The sequence below is a fragment of the Bradyrhizobium ingae genome, from assembly GCF_055791185.1.
On the sequence record NZ_JBVUBB010000019.1, the window covers coordinates 119,305 to 139,496 of the forward strand.

19 protein-coding genes are annotated in these 20,192 nt (G+C 63.4%); 6 read left to right on the top strand and 13 right to left on the bottom strand.

Annotation, left to right across the window (positions count from 1 at the left end):
• Positions 1–3 precede the first annotated feature (3 nt).
• The 7 genes from ACV1FX_RS25210 to ACV1FX_RS25240 all read right to left on the bottom strand — a co-directional run bounded on the left by ACV1FX_RS25210 (position 4) and on the right by ACV1FX_RS25240 (position 7,494).
• Positions 4–1,155, bottom strand: coding sequence for a Gfo/Idh/MocA family protein (locus ACV1FX_RS25210; RefSeq protein WP_473120273.1), 1,152 nt, complete (start codon positions 1,153–1,155; stop codon positions 4–6).
• Entirely contained in the window at positions 1,152–2,549 is a 1,398-nt protein-coding gene (locus tag ACV1FX_RS25215) for a hypothetical protein (RefSeq protein ID WP_473120274.1), read from the bottom strand. Before ACV1FX_RS25215 ends, ACV1FX_RS25210 begins: the two co-directional genes overlap by 4 nt.
• A gap of 194 nt (positions 2,550–2,743) precedes the next feature.
• Positions 2,744–3,589 (bottom strand): ABC transporter ATP-binding protein, encoded by an 846-nt coding sequence (locus ACV1FX_RS25220; RefSeq protein ID WP_473120275.1) that lies wholly within the window; start codon positions 3,587–3,589, stop codon positions 2,744–2,746.
• Complete coding sequence (locus ACV1FX_RS25225) at positions 3,586–4,578, bottom strand: ABC transporter substrate-binding protein (RefSeq protein ID WP_473120276.1); 993 nt, start codon at positions 4,576–4,578, stop codon at positions 3,586–3,588. The genes ACV1FX_RS25220 and ACV1FX_RS25225 overlap by 4 nt, the downstream gene beginning before the upstream one ends.
• Before the next feature lie 113 nt (positions 4,579–4,691).
• Positions 4,692–5,501, bottom strand: a complete 810-nt coding sequence (locus tag ACV1FX_RS25230; RefSeq protein ID WP_473120277.1) for an ABC transporter permease — start codon at positions 5,499–5,501, stop codon at positions 4,692–4,694.
• Positions 5,502–5,869: 368 nt separating this feature from the next.
• On the bottom strand, positions 5,870–6,577 hold the full coding sequence (locus ACV1FX_RS25235) for a TetR/AcrR family transcriptional regulator (RefSeq protein WP_473120278.1): 708 nt from the start codon (positions 6,575–6,577) through the stop codon (positions 5,870–5,872).
• Positions 6,578–6,645: 68 nt separating this feature from the next.
• Positions 6,646–7,494 (bottom strand): VOC family protein, encoded by an 849-nt coding sequence (locus tag ACV1FX_RS25240; protein ID WP_473120279.1) that lies wholly within the window; start codon positions 7,492–7,494, stop codon positions 6,646–6,648.
• Positions 7,495–7,706: 212 nt separating this feature from the next.
• Here ACV1FX_RS25240 and ACV1FX_RS25245 point away from each other — a divergent pair, with 212 nt between their 5' ends.
• Both ACV1FX_RS25245 and rbsK read left to right on the top strand, forming a co-directional pair.
• The gene (locus ACV1FX_RS25245; protein WP_473120280.1) at positions 7,707–8,600 is read left to right on the top strand and encodes a sugar kinase; all 894 of its coding nucleotides are present in this window, start codon (positions 7,707–7,709) and stop codon (positions 8,598–8,600) included.
• Between the two features lie 73 nt (positions 8,601–8,673).
• Positions 8,674–9,591: a ribokinase gene (rbsK, locus tag ACV1FX_RS25250; protein WP_473120281.1), complete on the top strand. Its 918-nt coding sequence runs from the start codon at positions 8,674–8,676 to the stop codon at positions 9,589–9,591.
• Here the strand turns inward: rbsK and ACV1FX_RS25255 are convergent, their stop codons facing one another.
• The gene (locus ACV1FX_RS25255; RefSeq protein ID WP_473120282.1) at positions 9,592–10,812 is read right to left on the bottom strand and encodes an NAD(P)/FAD-dependent oxidoreductase; all 1,221 of its coding nucleotides are present in this window, start codon (positions 10,810–10,812) and stop codon (positions 9,592–9,594) included.
• Positions 10,813–11,047: 235 nt separating this feature from the next.
• Here ACV1FX_RS25255 and ACV1FX_RS25260 point away from each other — a divergent pair, with 235 nt between their 5' ends.
• Together ACV1FX_RS25260 and ACV1FX_RS25265 are read left to right on the top strand one after the other, a co-directional pair.
• The gene (locus tag ACV1FX_RS25260) at positions 11,048–11,845 is read left to right on the top strand and encodes an enoyl-CoA hydratase/isomerase family protein (RefSeq protein WP_473120283.1); all 798 of its coding nucleotides are present in this window, start codon (positions 11,048–11,050) and stop codon (positions 11,843–11,845) included.
• Positions 11,846–11,847: 2 nt separating this feature from the next.
• Entirely contained in the window at positions 11,848–12,423 is a 576-nt protein-coding gene (locus ACV1FX_RS25265) for a histidine phosphatase family protein (protein ID WP_473120284.1), read from the top strand.
• Here ACV1FX_RS25265 and ACV1FX_RS25270 read toward each other — a convergent pair.
• From ACV1FX_RS25270 to ACV1FX_RS25285, 4 genes are all read right to left on the bottom strand, one after another.
• Positions 12,417–13,757, bottom strand: coding sequence for a TRAP transporter large permease (locus ACV1FX_RS25270; protein WP_473120285.1), 1,341 nt, complete (start codon positions 13,755–13,757; stop codon positions 12,417–12,419). The two genes, ACV1FX_RS25265 and ACV1FX_RS25270, sit on opposite strands and share 7 nt — an antisense overlap.
• A complete protein-coding gene (locus ACV1FX_RS25275) occupies positions 13,754–14,329 on the bottom strand; it encodes a TRAP transporter small permease (RefSeq protein WP_473120286.1) in 576 nt (191 codons plus the stop codon). Before ACV1FX_RS25275 ends, ACV1FX_RS25270 begins: the two co-directional genes overlap by 4 nt.
• A gap of 161 nt (positions 14,330–14,490) precedes the next feature.
• Positions 14,491–15,486 (bottom strand): TRAP transporter substrate-binding protein, encoded by a 996-nt coding sequence (locus ACV1FX_RS25280; protein ID WP_473120287.1) that lies wholly within the window; start codon positions 15,484–15,486, stop codon positions 14,491–14,493.
• A 60-nt stretch (positions 15,487–15,546) separates the two neighbouring features.
• The gene (locus ACV1FX_RS25285) at positions 15,547–17,265 is read right to left on the bottom strand and encodes an IlvD/Edd family dehydratase (RefSeq protein WP_473120288.1); all 1,719 of its coding nucleotides are present in this window, start codon (positions 17,263–17,265) and stop codon (positions 15,547–15,549) included.
• A gap of 185 nt (positions 17,266–17,450) precedes the next feature.
• On the opposite strand from ACV1FX_RS25285, the gene ACV1FX_RS25290 reads away from it, so the two are divergent.
• Positions 17,451–18,137 (top strand): GntR family transcriptional regulator, encoded by a 687-nt coding sequence (locus ACV1FX_RS25290; protein ID WP_473120289.1) that lies wholly within the window; start codon positions 17,451–17,453, stop codon positions 18,135–18,137.
• Here ACV1FX_RS25290 and ACV1FX_RS25295 read toward each other — a convergent pair.
• On the bottom strand, positions 18,134–18,958 hold the full coding sequence (locus ACV1FX_RS25295) for an NAD-dependent epimerase/dehydratase family protein (protein WP_473120290.1): 825 nt from the start codon (positions 18,956–18,958) through the stop codon (positions 18,134–18,136). The two genes, ACV1FX_RS25290 and ACV1FX_RS25295, sit on opposite strands and share 4 nt — an antisense overlap.
• 90 nt (positions 18,959–19,048) lie before the next feature.
• Between ACV1FX_RS25295 and ACV1FX_RS25300 the strand changes: the two genes are divergently transcribed.
• Positions 19,049–20,029 (top strand): SMP-30/gluconolactonase/LRE family protein, encoded by a 981-nt coding sequence (locus ACV1FX_RS25300; RefSeq protein ID WP_473120291.1) that lies wholly within the window; start codon positions 19,049–19,051, stop codon positions 20,027–20,029.
• The last annotated feature ends 163 nt before the right edge of the window (positions 20,030–20,192 follow it).

Consider the following 20,192-nt stretch of genomic DNA (forward strand, 5'->3'; position numbering starts at 1 on the left):
TCCTCAGACCTTGATTGGTGCGACGTCGATCCAGCGCCGCTCCTTCCAGCTCTTCAGCGCACATTCGGCCAGCTGCACGCCCTTGGCGCCCTCGAGCAGCGTGAACCTGTACGGCGCATCCTCGCAGACGTGGCGGATGTACATCTCCCACTGCTCCTTGAAACCGTTGTCGTACGAGACATTGTCCGGCAACTTCTGCCAGTCGCCGTAGAAATCATGCAGCCGCTTCTCGTCGGGATTCCACACCGGCCGGGGCGTCGCCTGCCGCGCCTGGATCATGCAGTCGGTGAGACCCGCCACCGCAGAGCCGAGCGTGCCGTCGACCTGGAAGGTGACGAGATCATCGCGATAGACGCGCGTCACCCAGGACATGTTGATATGGGCGATGATGCCGCCCTTGAGCTGGAAAGTGGCATAGGCGGAGTCATCGGCCGTCGCCTTGTACTTTTGTCCCTGCTCGTCATAGCGCTCGGGGATGTCGGTATTGCCGATGCAGACCACGCTCTCGACGTCGCCGAAGAGATTGTCGAGGACGTAGCGCCAGTGGCAGACCATGTCCAAGATGATGCCGCCGCCGTCCTCGTTGCGATAGTTCCAGGACGGCCGCTGCGCCTCCTGCCAGCCACCTTCGAATACCCAATAGCCGAACTCGCCGCGCACCGAGAGGATGCGACCGAAGAATCCGGAATCACGCAGGAATGCGAGCTTTTTCAATCCCGGCAGGAACAGTTTGTCCTGGACCGTGCCGTGCTTGACGCCCTTGGCGTTGGCGAGCCGTACCACCTCGACAGCTTCCTCGAAATTGGTTGCGATCGGCTTCTCGCAATAGACGTGCTTGCCGGCATTGATGGCACGGGTCAGCAGGTTCGGCCGTGCCTGCGTGGTCGCGGCGTCGAAGAACACGCTATCATTCTTGTCGGCGAGCGCCGCGTCGAGATCGGTGGTCCAGCGCGTGATGTTGAACTGTTTGGCCAGCCGCTCGACCTTCTCGACGCTGCGCCCGACCAGGATCGGATCGGGCATCACGCGATCGCCGTTTTTCAGCCTGACGCCGCCCTGGTCGCGGATCGCGACAATCGAGCGGATCAGATGCTGATTGAGCCCCATGCGGCCGGTGACGCCGTTCATGATGAGGCCGAGGCGTTGCGTGGTCATGCCAATTGCTCCTGAACTGATTTTGGCTGATTGAGAGGCGCCAGCGTCGACCAGTCCGGATGGACCGACGTTGCAAAGCCCGGTGTATGCAGCGATCCCGTCGGGAGATCGCCATCGTGAATGGAAAGGCGGATGCCATGGCCGGCATCGGCATAGAGATCGGGATGCGCGGCCGCGAAGGCCCGCGCCTCGGCCGCAGGCGCATCGCCAAAGCCGTCGACATAGTGATGGCCGTTGCGCTCCGCATGGGCGACGCCGAGGAACGCGCCAAGCGCGAGATCCTGCTGCAGGGCCAGGCCCGCCTGGCAGGTCAGATCCTCGCTGGTAATGAAGAACCTCTCCTTGCCGACGCTCCACTTCGCCGCACGCGTCGCGTTGACGATCGACTTGTAGATGCCCTTGCAGGATTTCGACGAAATGCCGCGATAGCCCAGCGCCCGCGCCGTGGGAAACGCATCATAGGAATCGTCGGCCTCATCGATGATGAAGCTGCGTGCCGCGAGCGAACCTAGCGGCGTCTGCCGGGTAATATCGCGGGGCATCGGCTGCTCGATGTAGAGCAGATGCGCCGCGATCGGCCGCAGCGCGGCATCCCGGTCGAGCCGATCGATCAGCGCGCGCAGCGCGGCGAGATCGGCGTATTGTTCGTTGGCGTCGAGCGAGACCTTGTAGTCATGTTCGAGCATCGCAAGCGCGCCCCCGATGCGCGCCAGCCGCATCGCATCGCCGTGCGGATCGCCGGAAAGCTTGAGCTTGAAATAGCGCGCACCGCCGTTTTGCTGCGCATCAGCGACGCCGCCCTTCCCGTCGATGTCGTCGTCGAGACCAACCGTATGCCTGACCGCGACCCGCGGCAGCGGCCGACGGCCGCCAAGGAATTTTGCGATGTCGGCGCGGACCAGATCGGGCGCGAGCCGGGCATCGACACCTCCGATGTTCTCGACCATGCCATCGAAGAAACTTGTCCCGGCTGCCCGTAGCAGCGCATCGAGGATCGCCTTGTCGATCTCGGCGAGGCCGTAGGCAGCCGCGAGCGCCGGGATGTCACCTTTTGCGCAGGCGGCAACATGCGCACCGAGAGAGGCGGCGTGCAGGCCGAATGCGGTATGGAATCCCGATTGCGCCAGATAGAGCCCGCGAGCGATCTCCAGCGAGCGACGCAACTCATCGACCGTCTGCGTCGGCGACAGCTCCGGCCGCTTATCGAACCATTTCGGCACCAGCAGTTCGGCACCGGCGCCGACTGCAGTTCCCCTACCCTCGACCTCGATCTCGACCCGCACGAAGAGCTGCGGCGTCGCGCTGATGGTAACAGCGCCGAAGCGGAACGGCCGCGCGAAGCGCACGGGCCGTTCGAAAAATGCGATGTCTCGCAGCTTCAAGCGCGGGGACATATTACGGCCTGACGAGGTTGGTGAGCGAGGTTTGGCCACGGGCGCGGTGCACCTCTCCCGCTTGCGGGGCCGGGTGAGGGTTTCCTCCTCTGGGAGTTTTCGCGAGCGGAAACACCCTCTCCCCAACCCTACCCCGCAGGCGGGGGAGGGAGCGCACCTTCTTCTTGGCTACGGCCAGAACCAATCGCATTGCCTTAATCCAATGCACCTTGGGTGAAGAAGTGCTTGCGGATGCGTTGCACAAGCTCGGTGAAGACGGGATCGGCCATCACCTCGAGCGAGCGCGGGCGCGGCAGCGGCACGTCGTAGATCGCAGCGATCGCGCCAGGCCGCTCGGTCATGACCAGGACGCGATCGGCGAGGAACACGGCCTCCGGAATCGAATGCGTGATCAGCAGCACGGTCTTGCCGGTCTCGCGCTGGATCCGCATCAGCTCGACATTCATGCGCTCGCGCGTCAGGGCATCGAGCGCGCCGAACGGCTCGTCCATCAGCATGATCTTGGGATCGTGCACCAGCGCGCGGCAGATCGAGGCACGCTGCTGCATGCCGCCGGAGAGCTGCCAGGGCAGCTTCTTCTCGAACCCTTCGAGGCCGACCAGCTTCAACAGCTCCTTGGCGCGGGCGAGATATCTGTCCCGCGGAAGACGCTGCATGTCGATCGGCAGCATCACGTTGGAAAGGATGTTGCGCCAGGGCAGCAACAACGCATTCTGGAAGACGATGCCGACATTGCCGTGCGGCTTCGTCACCTTCTCGCCGTCGACCAGGATTTCACCACTGGACGGCGACAAGAGCCCGGAGATCAGTTTCAGCAACGTGGACTTGCCGCAGCCGGAGGGGCCGACCACGACAAAGAACTCACCCTCATTGATATGGAAATCAAGCGGCCGCAGCGACGGCACGTCGCCATCGCGCGAGTGATAGGTTTTCGACACGCCGGACAGCTTGATGCCCGACGTGTCGCTACCGGCCCGGTCGCTCACCAGCCGCAGATGAGCGGCCGACTGCACGTCGCTTGGTTGGGCCGCCGATTTCACGAGTCGCCCTTCGGCAGATAGTCGTTGGTGTAGAACGCCTTCGGGTTCTCCTTGGCCTTGGCGTCGAGACCGCCATACTCGACCAGCAGGTTGACCGTGTCGGTCATGTTCTGGTCGGTAACCTGGAACGGGCGCTTGTTCTTCGTCTCCGGCGTACGGTAGAGCGGAATAGTCAGCTCAAAGCCCTGCGTCAGCGTATTGATCTTGCCACCCTTGGGGTTGGCATCGAGGATCGACTGTGCGGCGGCCTTGGGGTCCTTTTCGGCGGCTTCCACCGCCTTCGTCGTCGCCGACATGAAGCGGCGGACGAGATCGGCGTTGGCCTTCACGTAGTCCGCGTTGGCGATGATACCTGAAGAGACCATGTTGATGCCGTAGTCGGCGAACTTGATCGGATAGACGTCCTTGCCGGTCGCATCCTTGATCTTCATCGACTGGTCCATGACATAGCCGAGGAGAAGATCGGCCTGGCCGTTGATGACGGCGTTGAGTTTGGTCTGGCCGTCACCGGCAACGGTCTGGAAGTCGCTCTCCTTCAGGCCCGTCTTCTTCAGGAACAGCGGCCAGATCTGCGTCATGGAGTCCGCCGGCGTGATCGCCACCGTCTTGCCCTTGATGTCTTCGGGTTTCCTGATGTTCTTGTCGACGAAGCCCATCGCCGACATCGGGCTCGTTTGCAGCAACACGCCGGTCGCGATCACGGGTGCGCCCTTGATCGCCGCGCGCATCATGGTGGGCACGTCGACATAACCGAAGTCGGCGGTCTTGGCCGCAACGGCCTGCGTCGTTGCCGCCGAGCCGCGACCTTCCTGGATCTCGAGGTCGATACCTTCAGCGGCATAGATGCCCTTGGCCTTGCCGTAATAGAACGGCGCATGCTCGCCATAGACGTACCAGTTGAGCATCAGCACGACCTTGTCGGCGGCCTGCGCCGGCGCCACGCCGAGCGCCATCAACGCCACCGAGACAGCTCCTATCAACCGCTTCATCGCTACTCCTCCACTTGCCTTATTGCTTCGGCCATTGTTGGCCGTTGGTTGCTTTAGTTTTTGTTTGAGCCTGATCTTATCGGAAAACCGCTGCACACTTTCCGGATCATGCTCTATGAGGCAAAAATGACGTCCTCGCGCTGGCTGACATGCCAGGGAATGACGAGGCGCTCGATCCGATCGACGATCCAGAACAGCACCACGCCGAGCAGCGCCAGGATCATCAGCGCCGCGAACATCGTCGGCAGGTCGAACGTTCCGATCGAACGCTGCATGACGTAGCCGATCCCGGAATTGGAACCGACGAACTCGCCGACCACGGCACCGACCACCGCGAGCGTCACCGAGACTTTCAGGCCGGAGAAGATCGCCGGCAGGGCATGCGGCAGGTTCACCGCGCGGAAGACCTGGAAGCGACTGCCCTGCATGGCGCGGGCGAGATCAACCATGTCAGGATCGACTGACTTGAAACCCTGCACGGCGGAGACCACCACGGGGAAGAACCCGAGCAGGAATGCGGAAATCACTTTTGGAATGATCCCGAAGCCGAACCAGACCACGAACAAGGGCGCGATCGCGATCTTCGGCACGGACTGCGAGAACACCAGCAGCGGATAGACGTAGCTTTCCACCGTCTTCGAGCCCGCGATCAGCATCGCCACGGGGATACCGAACAGCGCGGACAAGAGGAAGCCGCAGACCGTCGCATAGGTCGTCGGCCAGCACTGCCGCAACAGTTCCGGCCAGTCGGTGCGCAGCACCGCGACGACGTCGGCCGGCGCCGGTATCTGGTAGGCAGGAATCCTGAACAGCCGGATCGCGAGATCCCAGGCAATGACGACGAACACCAGGAACAGGAACGGCCGTACCCAGGCCGCGTTCAGCATCTTCGACAGCGCGCCTTGCGGTTTGGCCTCCGCCACATCTCACTCCCGATCTTCTTTTTCGTTCTTGGGTTCGATCTTGAAGAAATTAACTCGTTGGATAAATACTGTCCAGCGCTTTCCCTGTGGCGTTTTGTGGCTGTTCCCGGGTCGCGCCGTCACCGTTCGAAGGCCGCTGCTGCGGCCACCTCAGGAAGACGGCGATGGCGCGGCTGATTTTTCCGAAGCGTCAAAGGCTTCGCGCAATGCGCGAGGCATCAGACCGGCGGCTGCCGGCTACTTTGCATGGGGTTGCTTTCGCGATTTTGGTTGCCGTCGCGTCGGCGCCTACGAACCACGGAAGCGAAATCCGGGGTTGGAGCCGCTGGATACGCTTCGCTCCATCCGGGCTACGAGATGAGCCCCGGCTACACCGGCTGATGCTGCGCCAAGCGGGGCTTCGGCGCTTTGACAATGTCGAACAACTCCGCCGAGCGCCCGGTCAGCGCCGCCAGCACGAGGCCGACCATGTGCGCGAGTCGTTCTTCCTTGGCGTCTTTCGCGAGCAGGTCGCGGCCGAAGATCACGCTCAGCGTGGCGCTGTTGGAGAGATAGAAGAAGGTGAGCGCCGCGATCGAGATGTAGAGCTGTACCGGATCGACCGCCACCTGGAAGTCACCGCTATCGACGCCGCGGCGGACCACGGTACGGATCATCTCGACGAAGGGCGAGTGCATCGACTTGACCTTGGTCGAACGCTTGAGATGCTTTGCGCGCGCGAGGTTCTCGGTCTGGAGCAGCGACAGGAATTCGGGGTTTCGCAGAAAGTAATTCCAGGTGAACTCGATCAGCCGCCTGATCGCCTCGGGCGGATCGAGATGCTCGAGATCGAGCCCCCGCTCCTCGTTGCGTATCTTCTCATAGGCGCCTTCCAGCACCGCGAGATAAAGATCGTCCTTCTTGCCGACGTGGTAGTAGAGCATGCGCTTGTTGGCGCCGGCCTTGGCCGCGATGCGATCGACACGGGCACCCGCAAGGCCGTGGGCCGAAAACTCCTGCTTCGCCGCTTCGAGGATGCGAAGCCGCATCCCTTCCGGGTCGCGCTGCCATTTGAGAGTTCGTTTTGCCTTCGCCAAACCGGTTGCCCGCCAATGCCTGTCCGATTGCATGTATCACGCGCGCGGAGGTTTGAGAATGCGAGCGATCACGCCGCCGGCTTCGGTGCGCGCTCGAGGAGGATCGTCTGGATGCCGCAGGTGCCGGTGCGCACCGTCATCACCCGCGTCCCCGGCTTTCTGCCGTTGCGCACCTCGCTGACCTCGACGCCCGCTGCGATCAGGCGGGCACGGGTTGCTTCGATGTCGGCAACGCGCCAGCTCAGGCCCCAGAGCCGGTCATGGCTGAGATCACCTCCCGCGACCGGCCGGCGCACCACCTCGACGATAAGGTCGCCGCAGCGGAAGAACATGAGCTGGCCCCAGTCGTGATGCGAGCGGTCGAGCGCCATGTCCAGCCCGAGCCGGGCGCCATAGAGCGCCGCAGCCCGCTCGGAATCCTCGGTCGCGACCACGACGTGATCGAGCCCCTCGATCGGGCCGACATCGGTCACATCGGAGATCGGGCGCTCCCCGCCGAGCTCGAGAAAGAACATGCGCACGCCGCGCGTGAGCTCGGTGGCCGTGCGGGTGCGCTTCCAGTGCAGCATCGCGCCACTCTCGGCGTCGCGGCTCTCGACCTCCGCGACCGGCTCCGGCTTCAGCGCGACCCGGTCGAGCCGCCGGTGCATCTTGCCGATATCTGCGACACGGAAGCACAGGCTTGCGAGCATGCCCTCATGGTCGTTTAGCAGCGCACGCATCCGGTCGGCGGTGACGTTGAAGCCGTTTGGCGCCATCAATTCAAGCGTCATGTTTTGAAGCGTGAACAGCACACGATCGGCGCCGTCGCCGGCGTTCTGCCAGGCCGGCGCCCGTGCCAGCAGGGTCTGATAAGCAGCCCTGGCGGCGGCGATATCGCTGACCAGGGTGACCACGTGATCGAGGCCGGTGATCATGTTCCCCCCATTTTGATCAGCCCGGAACAACGGGCCGAAATACGGCATTTGTCCGGGCTTGGCATTGCCCAGCGATGGTCGTATTCCCCCTCTATGCCCACCTCAAGCGTTGCGGGCGGTACCTTTGCGAATAAATTTCCGCGTTTCATCCGCGGAAGCGGTGCTAATGTAGTGCCGCCGGCCGGGACCACCCAGCGCATCACGGACAACCAATGCAGGCTCTATTTATCGGACAGACCTATATCGACGTCACCTTCATTACCGACCACATGCCGACCGGCGACGAGAAGCACGTGGCGGATGCCTATGCGGTCTCTTTCGGCGGCAATGCGGTGACGGCGGCTTTCTGCTGTGCCAAGCTCGGAATCGTGCCCGACCTGATCGCGACCGTCGCGAACGACTGGCTTGGCCGCATGTTCCAGGACATGTGCGCCAAATATGCGATCTCGCTGCACAACCGGAAGGTCAACCAGTCCTCGCTGTCCTTCATCATGCCCAAGGACGGCAAGCGGGCCATCGTCCGCTGCCGCGATGATCACCACATCCATCCCTTTCCGATCCTCAATCTCGGCAACTGCCGCGCGCTGCATATCGACGGCCACCAGCCAGACGCCGCGATCCACTACGCAAAAGTCTGCCGCGAGGCCGGAATCCTGACCTCGCTCGACGGCGGCGGCCTGCGCACCAACACGCATGAACTCCTGGAGTTCATCGACGTTGCGATCGTCGCGGAGCGGCTGTGCGAGCAGATGGATCTGACGCCGGACAAGATGCTCGATTATCTCAAGAGCCGCGGCTGCAAGATCGGCGGCATCACCATGGGTGAGAAAGGCCTGCTCTGGTACAACGAGACCGGAGCAGTCGACATCATGCCGGCGATGCCGATTCCGCGCGAGCGCGTGATCGACACCAACGGCGCCGGCGACGTGTTCCACGGCGCCTACATCTATTCCTACCTCGCCCACCCCGGCAAAACCTGGCGCGAGCATTTCGACTTCGCCCGCGCCGCCTCAACCCACAAGATCCAGCGCCTCGGCAACGAGGCCGGCCTGCCCACCCTTGTCGACATCGCCAAAGTCAGGCAGGAATTCGAGGTCAGGGTCTAGGCTTTTTGTTTGAGCATGATCTTTTCGGAAAACCGCTGCACACTTTTCCGGATCATGCTCCAGGGGGTTTCACATGGGGCGCGTCTTCGTCGCCGGCAGCATCAACATGGATGTGGTGGCGACCGCCGATCGCCATCCACGGGTCGGCGAGACCGTCGCCGGCAAACAGGTGCTGTATTTCCCGGGCGGTAAGGGGGCGAACCAGGCGGTCGCCGCCTCAAGGCTCGGCGCGCGGACCACGCTGATCGGCCGGCTTGGCACCGACTCCTTTGGCACGGAGCTGAAGGCGTTTCTCGGCAGTCAAGGCATCGATCTCGGTTATGTCCAGGAGACGGCGCAGGCTCACACCGGCACCGCCATCATCACCGTCGCCGAGGCCGACAACACCATCGTCGTAATTCCCGGCACCAATGCGCTGGTCAGTGCCGAGGATGTCGGCGTTGTACCGCTGGTGAAGGGTGATGTCGCGGTCAGCCAGTTCGAGATTCCGCTGCCCACGATCGCCGCCTTTTTCCGGCGTGCCCGCGCGGCGCAGGCGCGGACGCTGCTCAACCCGGCGCCGGCACAGAAATTCGGCCGCGACCTGCTCGAGCTGGTCGACGTCCTCGTCTTGAACGAGACCGAGCTTGGCCTGCTTGCGGGAACCGAATTGTCCGACGGCGATGAGGTCGTGCGGATCATCGATGTCGCACGACAGCTTCAGGCTGGCCCGGACCAGACCATCTGCGTCACGCTCGGCAAGCGCGGCGTCGTCGCGCTCGCCGCCCGCGAGGAGCTGGTCGTGCCGGGCCGCGCAGTGAAGGCGGTCGACACCACCGGCGCCGGCGACTGCTTCGTCGGCGCGCTGGCGGCGCAGCTAGCGGATAGCGCCCCTCTGCGCGAAGCGCTCGCCTTTGCCAACGCCGCCGCCTCGATCTCGGTGCAGCGCATGGGCGCCGGCCCCTCGATGCCGACCGCGGAAGAAGTTTCCGCCGTCCTCAACAGAGGCTGATCAAGCCAGCGCGCTCTTCAGATCGAAAGTCTCGTCCCCGGCCTTGTCGGGCGCGAGCGAGCGGTCCATTCCGAGCAGGCGGCGACCGAACATGTGATCTCCGGCGCGGTTGATCGATTCGATGCCAAGCAGCTTGTCGCCCTTGTAGCAGAAGGCCGAGAACGCCTTCTTTGCGGGATCGCCACGCAGCACGACGTGGTCGTAGCCTGTGGTCAGCCCCGCAATCTGCAGCTTGTCGTCGCCCTGATCGCTCCAGAACCAGGGCTGGCCGTCATAGACCTTCCTGTCGCCGGTCAGCCGCGCGGCCACGCAGCGGGCATGATCGGTTGCGTTCTGCACCGACTCCAGCCGCAGCGAGCCGCCGAAGCGCGGGCTCGCGAACAGCGCGCAATCGCCGACTGCCGAAATGTTCGGGTCGGCCGTCAAAAGGTATTCGTCGACGGTGATGCCCGAGGCGACCGCAAGCCCCGCCTCCGCCGCAAGCTCGATGTTCGGCAGCACCCCGACGCCAACCACGACCAGATCCGCCGGCATATGACGCCCGTCGCTCAAGGAGACGCCGGTGATCTTGCCCCCCTCGGCCTCGATGCTGGTGGCCTGCACGCCGAGATGAATGCGGATGCCGGCCTCGCGATGGCGCCCCTGAAAATACCCCGAGACCTCCGCCGTCACCGCGCGCGCCATCACGCGCGGCGCGAGCTCGAGCACGTCGACCTCGAGACCCTTGATCCGGGCGGTGGAGGCGAATTCAAGCCCGATGAAGCCCGCGCCGATCACCACGACCCTTGTCTTCGACGGGATGATCTTTCGCAGCGCCTCGCTCTCGTCGAGGATGCGCAGGTATTTCACGTCGGGAAGATTGGCGTTGGGCAGATCGAGCAACCGGTTGCGCGCGCCGGTCGCCAGCACAAGATGGCCGTAGTCGAGCGTCTCGCCTGAGGAGAGATGAACCTTGCGCCCGACGCGGTCGATCGAGGTCGCGCGGCCCGCAATCAGCTCGATCTTCTGGTCAGTATAGAATTTCTCCGGCCGGAACATCAGGCTTTCAGGACCAGCCGAGCCCTTGATATAGGCCTTGGACAGAGGCGGTCGCTGATAGGGCAGATGCGCCTCGTCATTGATCAGACAGACGCGACCGGCAAATCCGGACTGGCGTAGCGACGCGGCGACCTGGTAGCCGCCATGCCCCGCACCGACGATGATCACCGAACCGTCCGTCATCGGAACAGCCCAACTTCCTGGACACGAGCGTTAGCCATGTCGTCTCCTTTCCTACTGATTTTGGCTTGCTGGCCTTGTCGGTCGAGGAGCCGGCGCTCGTGTCCGTCCCTAAACGATGGCACCGCCATTTGACCCCATCGTTCCCGGTAACGCAAGAGCATCCGGCGGTGGGGATTGTCTCCCCTCGTCTTCTGCGATTTAGTTGCGCGCAAGACCTCTTGCCGGGGATTTTGCCATGTCGGCATCCACCACCTCCCATTCGGACGACGCCGCCCTGCTGCGCATCGACGGCCCCGTCGCCACCATCACACTCAACCGCCCCGCCGCGTTCAACTCGATCAACCTCGCGATCGCGCAGAGGCTCGAGCAGCTCGCCGCCGAGATCGAGGCCTCCGATGCGATCAGAGTCGTCGTCATCGAAGGCGAAGGCCGCGCATTCTGCGCCGGCGGCGATTTGCAGACCATAGGTGCGGCGGCCGAAGCCAATACGGTGACGCCGGTCGTAGGCGAACTCTTGAAGCACTATCATTCCTTCATCGAGACGCTCAGGCGCATGCCAAAACTCTCGTTGTCCAGCGTGCACGGCTCAGCCGCAGGCGCCGGCATGGGACTCGCCTTCGTCACCGACCTCTGCATCGCCGCGGAAGATGCCAAGTTCACGCCGGCCTATGCCAAGATCGGTGTATCGCCAGACGGCGGCAGCACGGTCGGGATCGTCGGAACCGTCGGCACCAGGCGCGCATTGCAGATCTTCCTCGCAGAGGACAGCTTTACGGCGCAGCAGGCTCATGATTGGGGTCTCGTCGCCAAGATCGTTCCCGCGCCTGAGCTCAAGGCCGCCACACGACAGCTCGCAGAGCGCCTCGCGCAAAATCCGCCCGCTGCGATCGCGGAAACAAAATCGCTGGTCTATCAGGCTGCGACGACGACCGTGAGGCAGCAGCTCGATGCCGAAGAGCACAAGATCATCATGGCGATGCACACGGAGGATTTTCGCGTTGCCGTGAAGAAATTCACCAGCAAGTCGAAATAAACGTGATCACGCCACCACGCTCGTTCTACGGCCTCCGTCATGGCGCGACCGACTGGAATCGCGAGGGACGTTTCCAGGGACGGACCGACAATCCGCTGAACGCGGATGGCATTGCACAGGCCCATGCAGCCGGAGACGTGCTGCGCGGCGCCGGCATCGGCCGCATCGTGACCAGTCCGCTGGTGCGCGCAGCGAAAACGGCCGAGATCATTGCAGTCGCGATCTCGGCACCGCTCACGATCGACGAGGGCATCATCGAATGCGATTTCGGCAGCTTCGAGGGACTTTCCGTACGCGCCGCCATGGAGAAGCACGGCGTCAGATCGGCAGAAGGCCTCATCTCCATTCTGCCGGCCGATGGCGAAGCCTGGGACGTCGTCACCGAACGCTCGCTGACCTGCGTGTCGGGGTGGCTGGAGCGGCACCCCGATGAGCACATCCTGTTCGTCTGCCATGATGCGGTGATGCAGGCGCTCGCGCGGTCGCTATGCGGCGGCTTTTTCCAGAACCGCCACGGCACGCCGTTTCGCTATGCACCCTCGCGCGAGGGATGGCGCGTCGAGGAAGTGCACTATTGAGGGCAGATATAGCCCGTCCCCGCCGGCGATTTGAAGCAGCCGACCGACTCGGGAAGCACGTGTCGCGGCAGCCACAGCACCACGCTCGGAAAATAGATCGCAAACGCAATGGTTGCGAAGAACACGACATAGATCGGCAATGCGGCCCGCAGCGCCTTGGCAAAGCTGATCCCGACGAATTTCGAAGCCATCAGCAGCACGAGGCCGTAGGGCGGCGTGATCAGGCCGAAGGCGAGCGTCGCGATCAGCACCACGCCCATATGCACGCCGTTGATGTCGCCCGCCTCCGTCAGCGCATTGACCAGCGGCATGAAGATGATGATGGTCGGCACCGGCTCGATGAAGTCGCCGACCACTGTGAACAGCGCGACCATCAGCAGCATGATCAGATGCGGATCATTTCCGGCGATCGAGGTGATCCATTCCGCGATGTAGTTCGCGCCACGCAAATAAGCGAGCATCCAGCCGAACGCGTTCGCCGCACCGATCGTGATCAGCGGCAGCGAGAAGATCAGTCCGGCAAGGCAGAAATCATACGGGATCTTCTTGAGGTGGCCGCGGTTCAGCGCGGGAATCACGACCAGGATGATCCAGGCCACGGCGACGACGCCGGCTTCCGTCGGCGTGAACCAGCCGGTCAGGATGCCGCCGAGCAGGATCACCGGGATCATCAACGGCAAGGCCGCATCGCCTGCGGCAAACACCACCTGCCGCAGCGGCGCGCGCGGCTTGCGCAGGCCTGAGGGGCCGAAGAAGTAGCAGTAGATCATCAGGCCGAAGCCGATCATCAGGCCAGGCACCACGCCCGCCATGAACAGGCCGGCGATCGAGACGTTGCCGACGGCGCCATAGACCACAGCGGTGATGCTCGGCGGCACCAGCGCCGCAATCGTGGAGGCCGACGCGATGATCGCCGCGATGAACGCCGGCTCGTAGCCTTCGCGCTTCATCGGGCCACCGAGCGCGCGGCTCATCACGGCAACGTCGGCCGTCGTCGAGCCCGACATTTCCGAGAAGAACATGCTGAAGACGACGACGACCTGCGACAGCCCGCCCCTGATGTGCCCGACCAGCGATACCGAAAGGTTCGCGATACGCACCACCACGTTCGCCGAACTCATGAGCTCGCCGACCAGCAGGAAGAACGGGATCGCCAGCAGTGCCTCGGAATCGACGCCGTCAAAGATCTTCTGGATGATGGCGGCCAGCGAGACGTCGGACAGGATTGCGCCGATGAAGACGCCGGCCATCAGCGAGAACGGCACGGGCACACCGAGATAGCCGAAGAACAGGAAGCAGAACGACATCAACGCCAGGACGACGGGTGCGCTCACGGCTGCACCCTGGTCTGCGCATCGGGACTTGGCGCGGCGTCCTCGTCCGGCGGCTCGGGATGATCAAAACCGTTGCGCAGGCCGTTGACGAGCTGCTCGATGGTGAACAGGCCGATCAGGATGCCCGACAGCGGAATGATGGCATAGAGCGAGGCGATCGGCGTGCCCGACGGCAGGCGAAAACTGCCGAAGCCTCGGAGATAGTTCTGATAGCCATACCAGATCAGGCAGAAGGCGACCCCGAGCACGACGATGCGGATGACGACTTCGACGATCAGTCGCGGCGTGCCGTGCATCGCCTCCGAGATCGCGGTGAGATAGAGATGGTCGTTGCGCCGCGTCGCGGCCGCCGTGCCGATGAAGATGGCGTAGATGAACAGTGTCGAGGTGACCTCCTGGAGCCACAGCCAGGGATGACCGATGGTGCGGGTGACGATGTCGGCTGTCACCGAGAGCGAGAAGCCGAAGCACAGCACGCCGCAAAGCATCATCAGCGCGAGCTCGAGCCAGTCGAGCGCGCGCCACTTCAGGTGACGCTGGCGTTGCAATACGAGCTTGTCGGCGATCGCCATTTGGGTCCCCGTCGTCCCGGCGAAAGCCGGGACCCATAATACCGAAAGGGAGTTGTTGCGCGAGCTGGCGACACCAAGTCTCCGCCAAACTCAATCCTGTGGTTATGGGTTCCGGCTTTCGCCGGGACGACTCGTTGAAAGAACCGCATGCGTGGCCGCGGCTAGTTGATCGACCGGATCAGGTTCTTGATCTTCTCGGCGTGCGGGCCGAGTTCCTTGGCGAGCTTGTCGAGATAGGGATCGGCGATCGCCGTAAAGCTCTTCTTGTCGACGTTGTCGACGATCTTGACGCCCATCTTCTTCAGCTTCTCGGCCGCGGCGCGCTCGAGATCGAACGCCTTCTGCGGCTCCTTCGAGCTGATCTCGTTCGCGGCGGTCTGCACCCACTGCTTCTGCTCGGCCGTAAGGCTCTGCCAGAGCTTGTCGGAGACGAACACCAGCGCGTTGTTGGCCTCGTGCTCGGTGATGTTGAGCACCGGCGCCACCTCGTAATGCTTGTTGACGAGATAGACGTTGATGCTGTTTTCGGCGACATCAACCACGCCGGTCTGGAGCGAGGTGTAGACGCTGCCGAACGGCATGTGCACGGTCTGGGCGCCATAGGCTGGGAACATGGTGTCCTCCGTCGCAGTTGCCTGCACGCGGACCTTCAGCCCCTTGATGTCGCCGACGTTGTGGATCTCTCGCTTGGAGTACATGTGGCGCACGCCCTGCGAGCCCGTCGCGATGACATGGAGACCCTGCGTGGTCTCGTCGATCATGGTTTTCAGCGCTTCGAACACGCGTGGATCGGCAAGGCCCTTGATGACGTGATTTTCGTCGCGGAACAGGAAGTGCAGCGACATTACGCCGGCCTGCGGCGAGATCGTCGCGGTGTTGGCGGACGAGATGATCGCGAATTCGACATCGCCCGCCTTCACGAGCTGTAGCACTTGAGGCTCCTGGCCGAGTTGCGCGCCGGGATACTGATCGATGATCATGGTGCCCTTGCTCAATTCCTTGAGCTTGTCGGCAAAGAGGTCGCCCGCGATCGAATAGCCGGTGTTGCGCGGCTGGTCGTAGGCGAAGCGATAATGCTTCACCTCCTGTGCCGATGCGCTCGTTGCGAACAGGATCGCGGCCGTTGCCGCCAGCCCAAGCATGGATCGTGCAATCATCGTCTCCCCCTGTTTTATGGTTCGCCGCTTGTGCGGCTGAACGGTTTTGCGGGTGGTCGCTCACCCTTTCTCGGTCTTTGGTCCGGTCCTCTGCATGAAATCGAAGTCGCAGCCCTCGTCGGCCTGCAGGATGGTCTCGTTGAACAGCCAGGCATAGCCACGCCTGCTATCGTCCGGCGCGGTCCCCGGCTTCAACGCCGTCCGCCGCCGCGCCAGCTCCGCGTCGTCAACCAGAAGCTCGATGCTGCGCTTGGCAACGTCCAGCCGGATCATGTCGCCGTTCTTCACCAGCGCGAGCGGCCCGCCGACCGCAGATTCCGGCGTGATGTGGAGGACGATGGTGCCAAAGGCCGTGCCGCTCATGCGGGCATCCGAGATGCGCACCATGTCCTTGGTGCCGCCACGCGCCAGCTTCTTCGGGATCGGCAGGTAACCCGCCTCGGGCATGCCGGGCGCGCCCTTCGGGCCCGCATTGCGCAGCACCAGCACGTCATCGGCGGTCACATCGAGGTCGGCATCGTCGAGCCGCAAGGTCATGTCCTCGACGGACTCGAACACCACGGCGCGCCCGGTGTGCTGCAATAGCTTGGGGCTCGCGGCGGATTGCTTGATGACCGCACCGCGCGGCGCGAGATTGCCGTGCAGGACGGCAAGCCCGCCCTCAGGCTTGATCGGATTATCGCGCGGACGAATGGCGTCCTGGCCCGGAACTTCTTCTGCATTGGCCACGACATCGCGCAGCGTCTGTCCCGCAATCGTCCTGGCATCGAGATCGATGAGATCGCCAAGCTGCGCGAGCAGCTTCGGCACGCCGCCGGCGTGGTGGAAATGCTCCATATAATGCTCGCCAGACGGCTTGAGGTCGACCAGCACCGGCACCTCGCGGCCGAGCTTGTCGAAGGCGTCGAGATCGAGCCGGTGCGGCGAGCGATGCGCCATCGCGGTCAGATGGATCAGGCCGTTGGTGGAGCCGCCGATCGCCTGGAGCACGACCTGGGCATTCCTGAAGGACGCCGGCGTCAGCAATTCGCTCGGCTTCGGGCTCTTCGTCTTGGCCATCTCGGCAGCGACCTTGCCGCTCGCCTCCGCCAGGCGGAAGCGCTCGGCGTGCGGCGCCGGGATTGTCGCGCTCATCGGCAGTGAAAGCCCCATCGCCTCGATCATGCAGGCCATCGTCGAGGCCGTCCCCATCACCATGCAGGTGCCGACCGACGGCGCGAGCCGGCCGTTGACCGCCTCGATCTCGGCGTCGTCGATATCGCCCGCACGATATTTCGCCCATAGCCGCCGACAGTCCGTGCAGGCGCCCAGCACTTCGCCCTTGTGATGCCCCACCACCATCGGCCCCACGGGAATGACGACGGTCGGCAGGTCGGCGCTGATCGCCGCCATCACCTGCGCGGGCAGAGTCTTGTCGCAGCCGCCAATCACGATCACCGCGTCCATTGGCTGGGCGCGGATCATCTCCTCGGTGTCCATTGCCATCAGGTTGCGCAAGTACATCGAGGTCGGATGCGCAAAGCTCTCGGCGATGGAGATGGTCGGGAACACGAAGGGCATCGCGCCCGACAGCATCACGCCGCGCTTCGCCGCCTCGATGATCTGCGGCACGTTGCCATGGCAGGGATTGTAATCGCTGTAGGTGTTGGTGATGCCGACGATCGGGCGCTCGAGCGCGTCGTCGGAATAGCCCATGGCCTTGATGAAGGCCTTGCGCAGGAACAGCGAGAAGCCGGCATCGCCATAGCTCGTCAGCCCTTTGCGCAAGCCACTTGTCATGATGCCACTCCTTTGACCTCACCATTGTCGTACAGGCTACCCCCTGATTGTCAATAACAGAGGGCAGCGCTAGTGCTTTTTCCGATCCAGATAGCACCAACCGGGACAGATTATTGACAATCCACTCCCTCCCTGCTCCACAGGAGCGGTGAACCACGGGTCCGGCCCCGGGGAGGCCAAGGGGAATGACGGAGACTTCGAGCGCGAGCCCGGCGGCACTTCGGCGCGAGGACCCGGACGACGTGGTCGCGCGGCTCGAGGAGGACATTATCTTCGGCCGCTTCGCGCCGGCAGCGCGCCTGACCGAGGATGCGCTGATGTCGCGCTACGGCACCTCGCGCCATTTTGTGCGCCAAGCACTCGTCGAAGCCGAGCGGCGCGGCATCGTCCGGCGCGAGAAGAATATCGGCGCTACCGTTCGCTTCTATTCAGCCGAGGAGGTCCGGCAGATCTACGAGGTCCGGGAGATGCTGACGCGGCAGGCTGCGCTGATGATCCCCCTGCCCGCGCCGCAAAGCCTGATCGAGGAGCTGACCGAGCTACAGCGGCAATATTGTGCGAAGGCCGACGTGCAGGACCTGCGCGGCATCCACGAAGCGAACGATGCCTTCCACGTCGCGCTGTTCGCGGCCTGCGGCAATCCCTATCTCGTGCGCTCGCTGCAGGACTACATGAACCTGACGCTGCCGATGCGCGCGAAGAACCTCGCCGACCGCGAAGGGCTGGCGCTGTCGCGGCGCCAGCACGAGCTGATGATCGAACTATTGAAAGGCAGGGATAGCTGGGCCTTGGCCCAGCTCTGTGTCGATCACATGCAGTTCAGCAAGTCGGATTATCTCGCACGGATCGCCGACGAGGGGGTCGCGCGCTAGCGCTTGCTCCAGTCGATGATCCGATCCTTGTCACGATCGAACTCGATGCTGCAGAACGCGCCGCCCTGGTAGTAGTCGCCGACCGGATCGGGCTTCAGCTTGGCCTGCTCGGCCATCGCGTGCTGCACATGGTCCTCGGCGCGGCCGGTGGGGCGATAGCCGAACTCGTAGGCGCGATGGTTGTCCCACCAGGCGCGTTCGTTCAGCGATGCGCCGTAGAATATCTCGAAATGGATGTCCGGATGCTCGAGGCCAATGCGGCAGAGCTGCACGAGGTCCTCGGGCTTCAGCCAGATCGCGAGCCGGCGCTGGTCGAGCGGCTTCTCACCGAAATTGCCGATGCGCAGGCAGGTGACCTTCAGCCCGTGCTTGTCGGCATAGAGCGCGCCGACCGCTTCGCCGAACACCTTGCTGACGCCGTAACGTCCGTCGGGCCGCGGAGTGACGTCGGTGCCGATCTTGTGGTGGCGCGGATAGAAGCCGACGGCGTGGTTGGATGACGCGAAGACCACACGCTTGACGCCCTTCTTGCGCGCGGCCTCGAACAGATTGTAGCCGCCAATGATGTTGGCCTGGAGAATATCGTCCCAGGATCCCTCGACCGAATAGCCGCCGAAATGCAGGATGCCATCGACGCCCTCGCAGATCGCCTCGCATTGCGCGAGATCAGACAGGTCCGCCGCCTTGAACGTCTCGTTGGCGCCGAGATCGGCGGGCGGCTTGATGTCGGAGAGCAGGAGATCCGGATAGATCGGCGGCAGCAATTTGCGCATCGCGCTGCCGATTCCGCCCGAAGCTCCCGTCATCAAAATACGCGGCATTTCTTCCTCGCAGGTAGCGACCGGTTTGCGGTCGTTGGGCTCTAATGATAGCAGACCTGACCAGAGGGGACGCAACAACGAGAACTGCACATGTCCGATGCATCGTCATATTCCCATGGATCGTCCCAAGGCTGGCGGCCGGCGACCTATTACCCCGATCCGGCGATAAGTGCACTAGACCCAAGGTTTGAGAAGTACTGGCTGAAGCTCTCGGCCGTGGAACGCCTCGCCACCGGCCTGCGCTGGGCCGAGGGTCCGGTGTGGTTCGGCGACGGGCGATATCTGCTGTGCAGCGACATCCCCAACCAGCGCATCATCAAATGGGAAGAGGAAACCGGGGCGGTTTCCATTTTTCGAAAGCCCTCCAATTTCGCCAACGGCAACACCAGGGACCGCCAGGGCCGGCTGGTCACCTGCGAGCACGGTGGCCGCCGGGTGGTGCGCACGGAATATGACGGCTCGATCACGGTGCTGATGGATTCGTTTGGCGGCAAGCGGCTGAACTCGCCGAACGACGTCGTGGTGAAGTCCGACGGCTCGGTCTGGTTCACCGATCCGACCTTCGGCCTGCTCGGGAACTATGAGGGATACAAGGCGGAGTCCGAGATCGATCCGAATGTCTACCGGCTTGATCCGGCGACCGGCAAGGCGACCATCGTCGCCGAGGGCGTGCTTGGCCCCAACGGCCTGTGTTTCTCGCCGGACGAAAAGATCCTCTACGTCGTGGAATCGCGCGGGGTACCGAACCGCAAGATCCTCGCCTATGACGTCTCGTCCGACGGCACCACGATTTCCAACAAGCGCGTCTTCATCGATGCGGGGCCAGGAACGCCGGACGGCATGCGCTGCGACATCGACGGCAATCTCTGGTGCGGCTGGGGCATGGGCGATCCCGAGCTCGACGGCGTCGTGGTGTTCGCGCCCGACGGCGTCATGATCGGCCGCATCGCGCTACCCGAACGCTGCGCCAACCTCTGCTTCGGCGGGCTGAAGCGCAACCGCCTCTTCATGGCGGCGAGCCAGTCGATCTACACGCTGTATGTGAACACGCAGGGCGCGCTGGGGGGATAATCTCTCCGCCCTACGAAGCTGTACTTTGCTTCCCCATCGTCATTGCTGTGCAAGTTCACTAATTCGCTGATCGAATGGTCTGGGTCTGGACCTCGGCAAATTCCTTTGGTGTCTTGCCGCCGAGGGCCTGATGAGGCCTGAAGTTATTGTAGTAGACCACATA

What these genes read in the sequence shown, in the direction of transcription:
- rbsK (WP_473120281.1), top strand. Translation starts at nt 8,674, where the DNA reads ATGGGGCGCGTCTTCGTCGCCGGCAGCATCAACATGGATGTGGTGGCG.
- ACV1FX_RS25300 (WP_473120291.1), top strand. Translation starts at nt 19,049, where the DNA reads ATGTCCGATGCATCGTCATATTCCCATGGATCGTCCCAAGGCTGGCGG.
- ACV1FX_RS25240 (WP_473120279.1), bottom strand. Translation starts at nt 7,494, where the DNA reads ATGATCACCGGCCTCGATCACGTGGTCACCCTGGTCAGCGATATCGCC.
- ACV1FX_RS25215 (WP_473120274.1), bottom strand. Translation starts at nt 2,549, where the DNA reads ATGTCCCCGCGCTTGAAGCTGCGAGACATCGCATTTTTCGAACGGCCC.
- ACV1FX_RS25225 (WP_473120276.1), bottom strand. Translation starts at nt 4,578, where the DNA reads ATGAAGCGGTTGATAGGAGCTGTCTCGGTGGCGTTGATGGCGCTCGGC.
- ACV1FX_RS25295 (WP_473120290.1), bottom strand. Translation starts at nt 18,958, where the DNA reads ATGCCGCGTATTTTGATGACGGGAGCTTCGGGCGGAATCGGCAGCGCG.
- ACV1FX_RS25290 (WP_473120289.1), top strand. Translation starts at nt 17,451, where the DNA reads ATGACGGAGACTTCGAGCGCGAGCCCGGCGGCACTTCGGCGCGAGGAC.
- ACV1FX_RS25260 (WP_473120283.1), top strand. Translation starts at nt 11,048, where the DNA reads ATGTCGGCATCCACCACCTCCCATTCGGACGACGCCGCCCTGCTGCGC.
- ACV1FX_RS25285 (WP_473120288.1), bottom strand. Translation starts at nt 17,265, where the DNA reads ATGACAAGTGGCTTGCGCAAAGGGCTGACGAGCTATGGCGATGCCGGC.
- ACV1FX_RS25255 (WP_473120282.1), bottom strand. Translation starts at nt 10,812, where the DNA reads ATGACGGACGGTTCGGTGATCATCGTCGGTGCGGGGCATGGCGGCTAC.
- ACV1FX_RS25210 (WP_473120273.1), bottom strand. Translation starts at nt 1,155, where the DNA reads ATGACCACGCAACGCCTCGGCCTCATCATGAACGGCGTCACCGGCCGC.
- ACV1FX_RS25275 (WP_473120286.1), bottom strand. Translation starts at nt 14,329, where the DNA reads ATGGCGATCGCCGACAAGCTCGTATTGCAACGCCAGCGTCACCTGAAG.
- ACV1FX_RS25245 (WP_473120280.1), top strand. Translation starts at nt 7,707, where the DNA reads ATGCAGGCTCTATTTATCGGACAGACCTATATCGACGTCACCTTCATT.
- ACV1FX_RS25280 (WP_473120287.1), bottom strand. Translation starts at nt 15,486, where the DNA reads ATGATTGCACGATCCATGCTTGGGCTGGCGGCAACGGCCGCGATCCTG.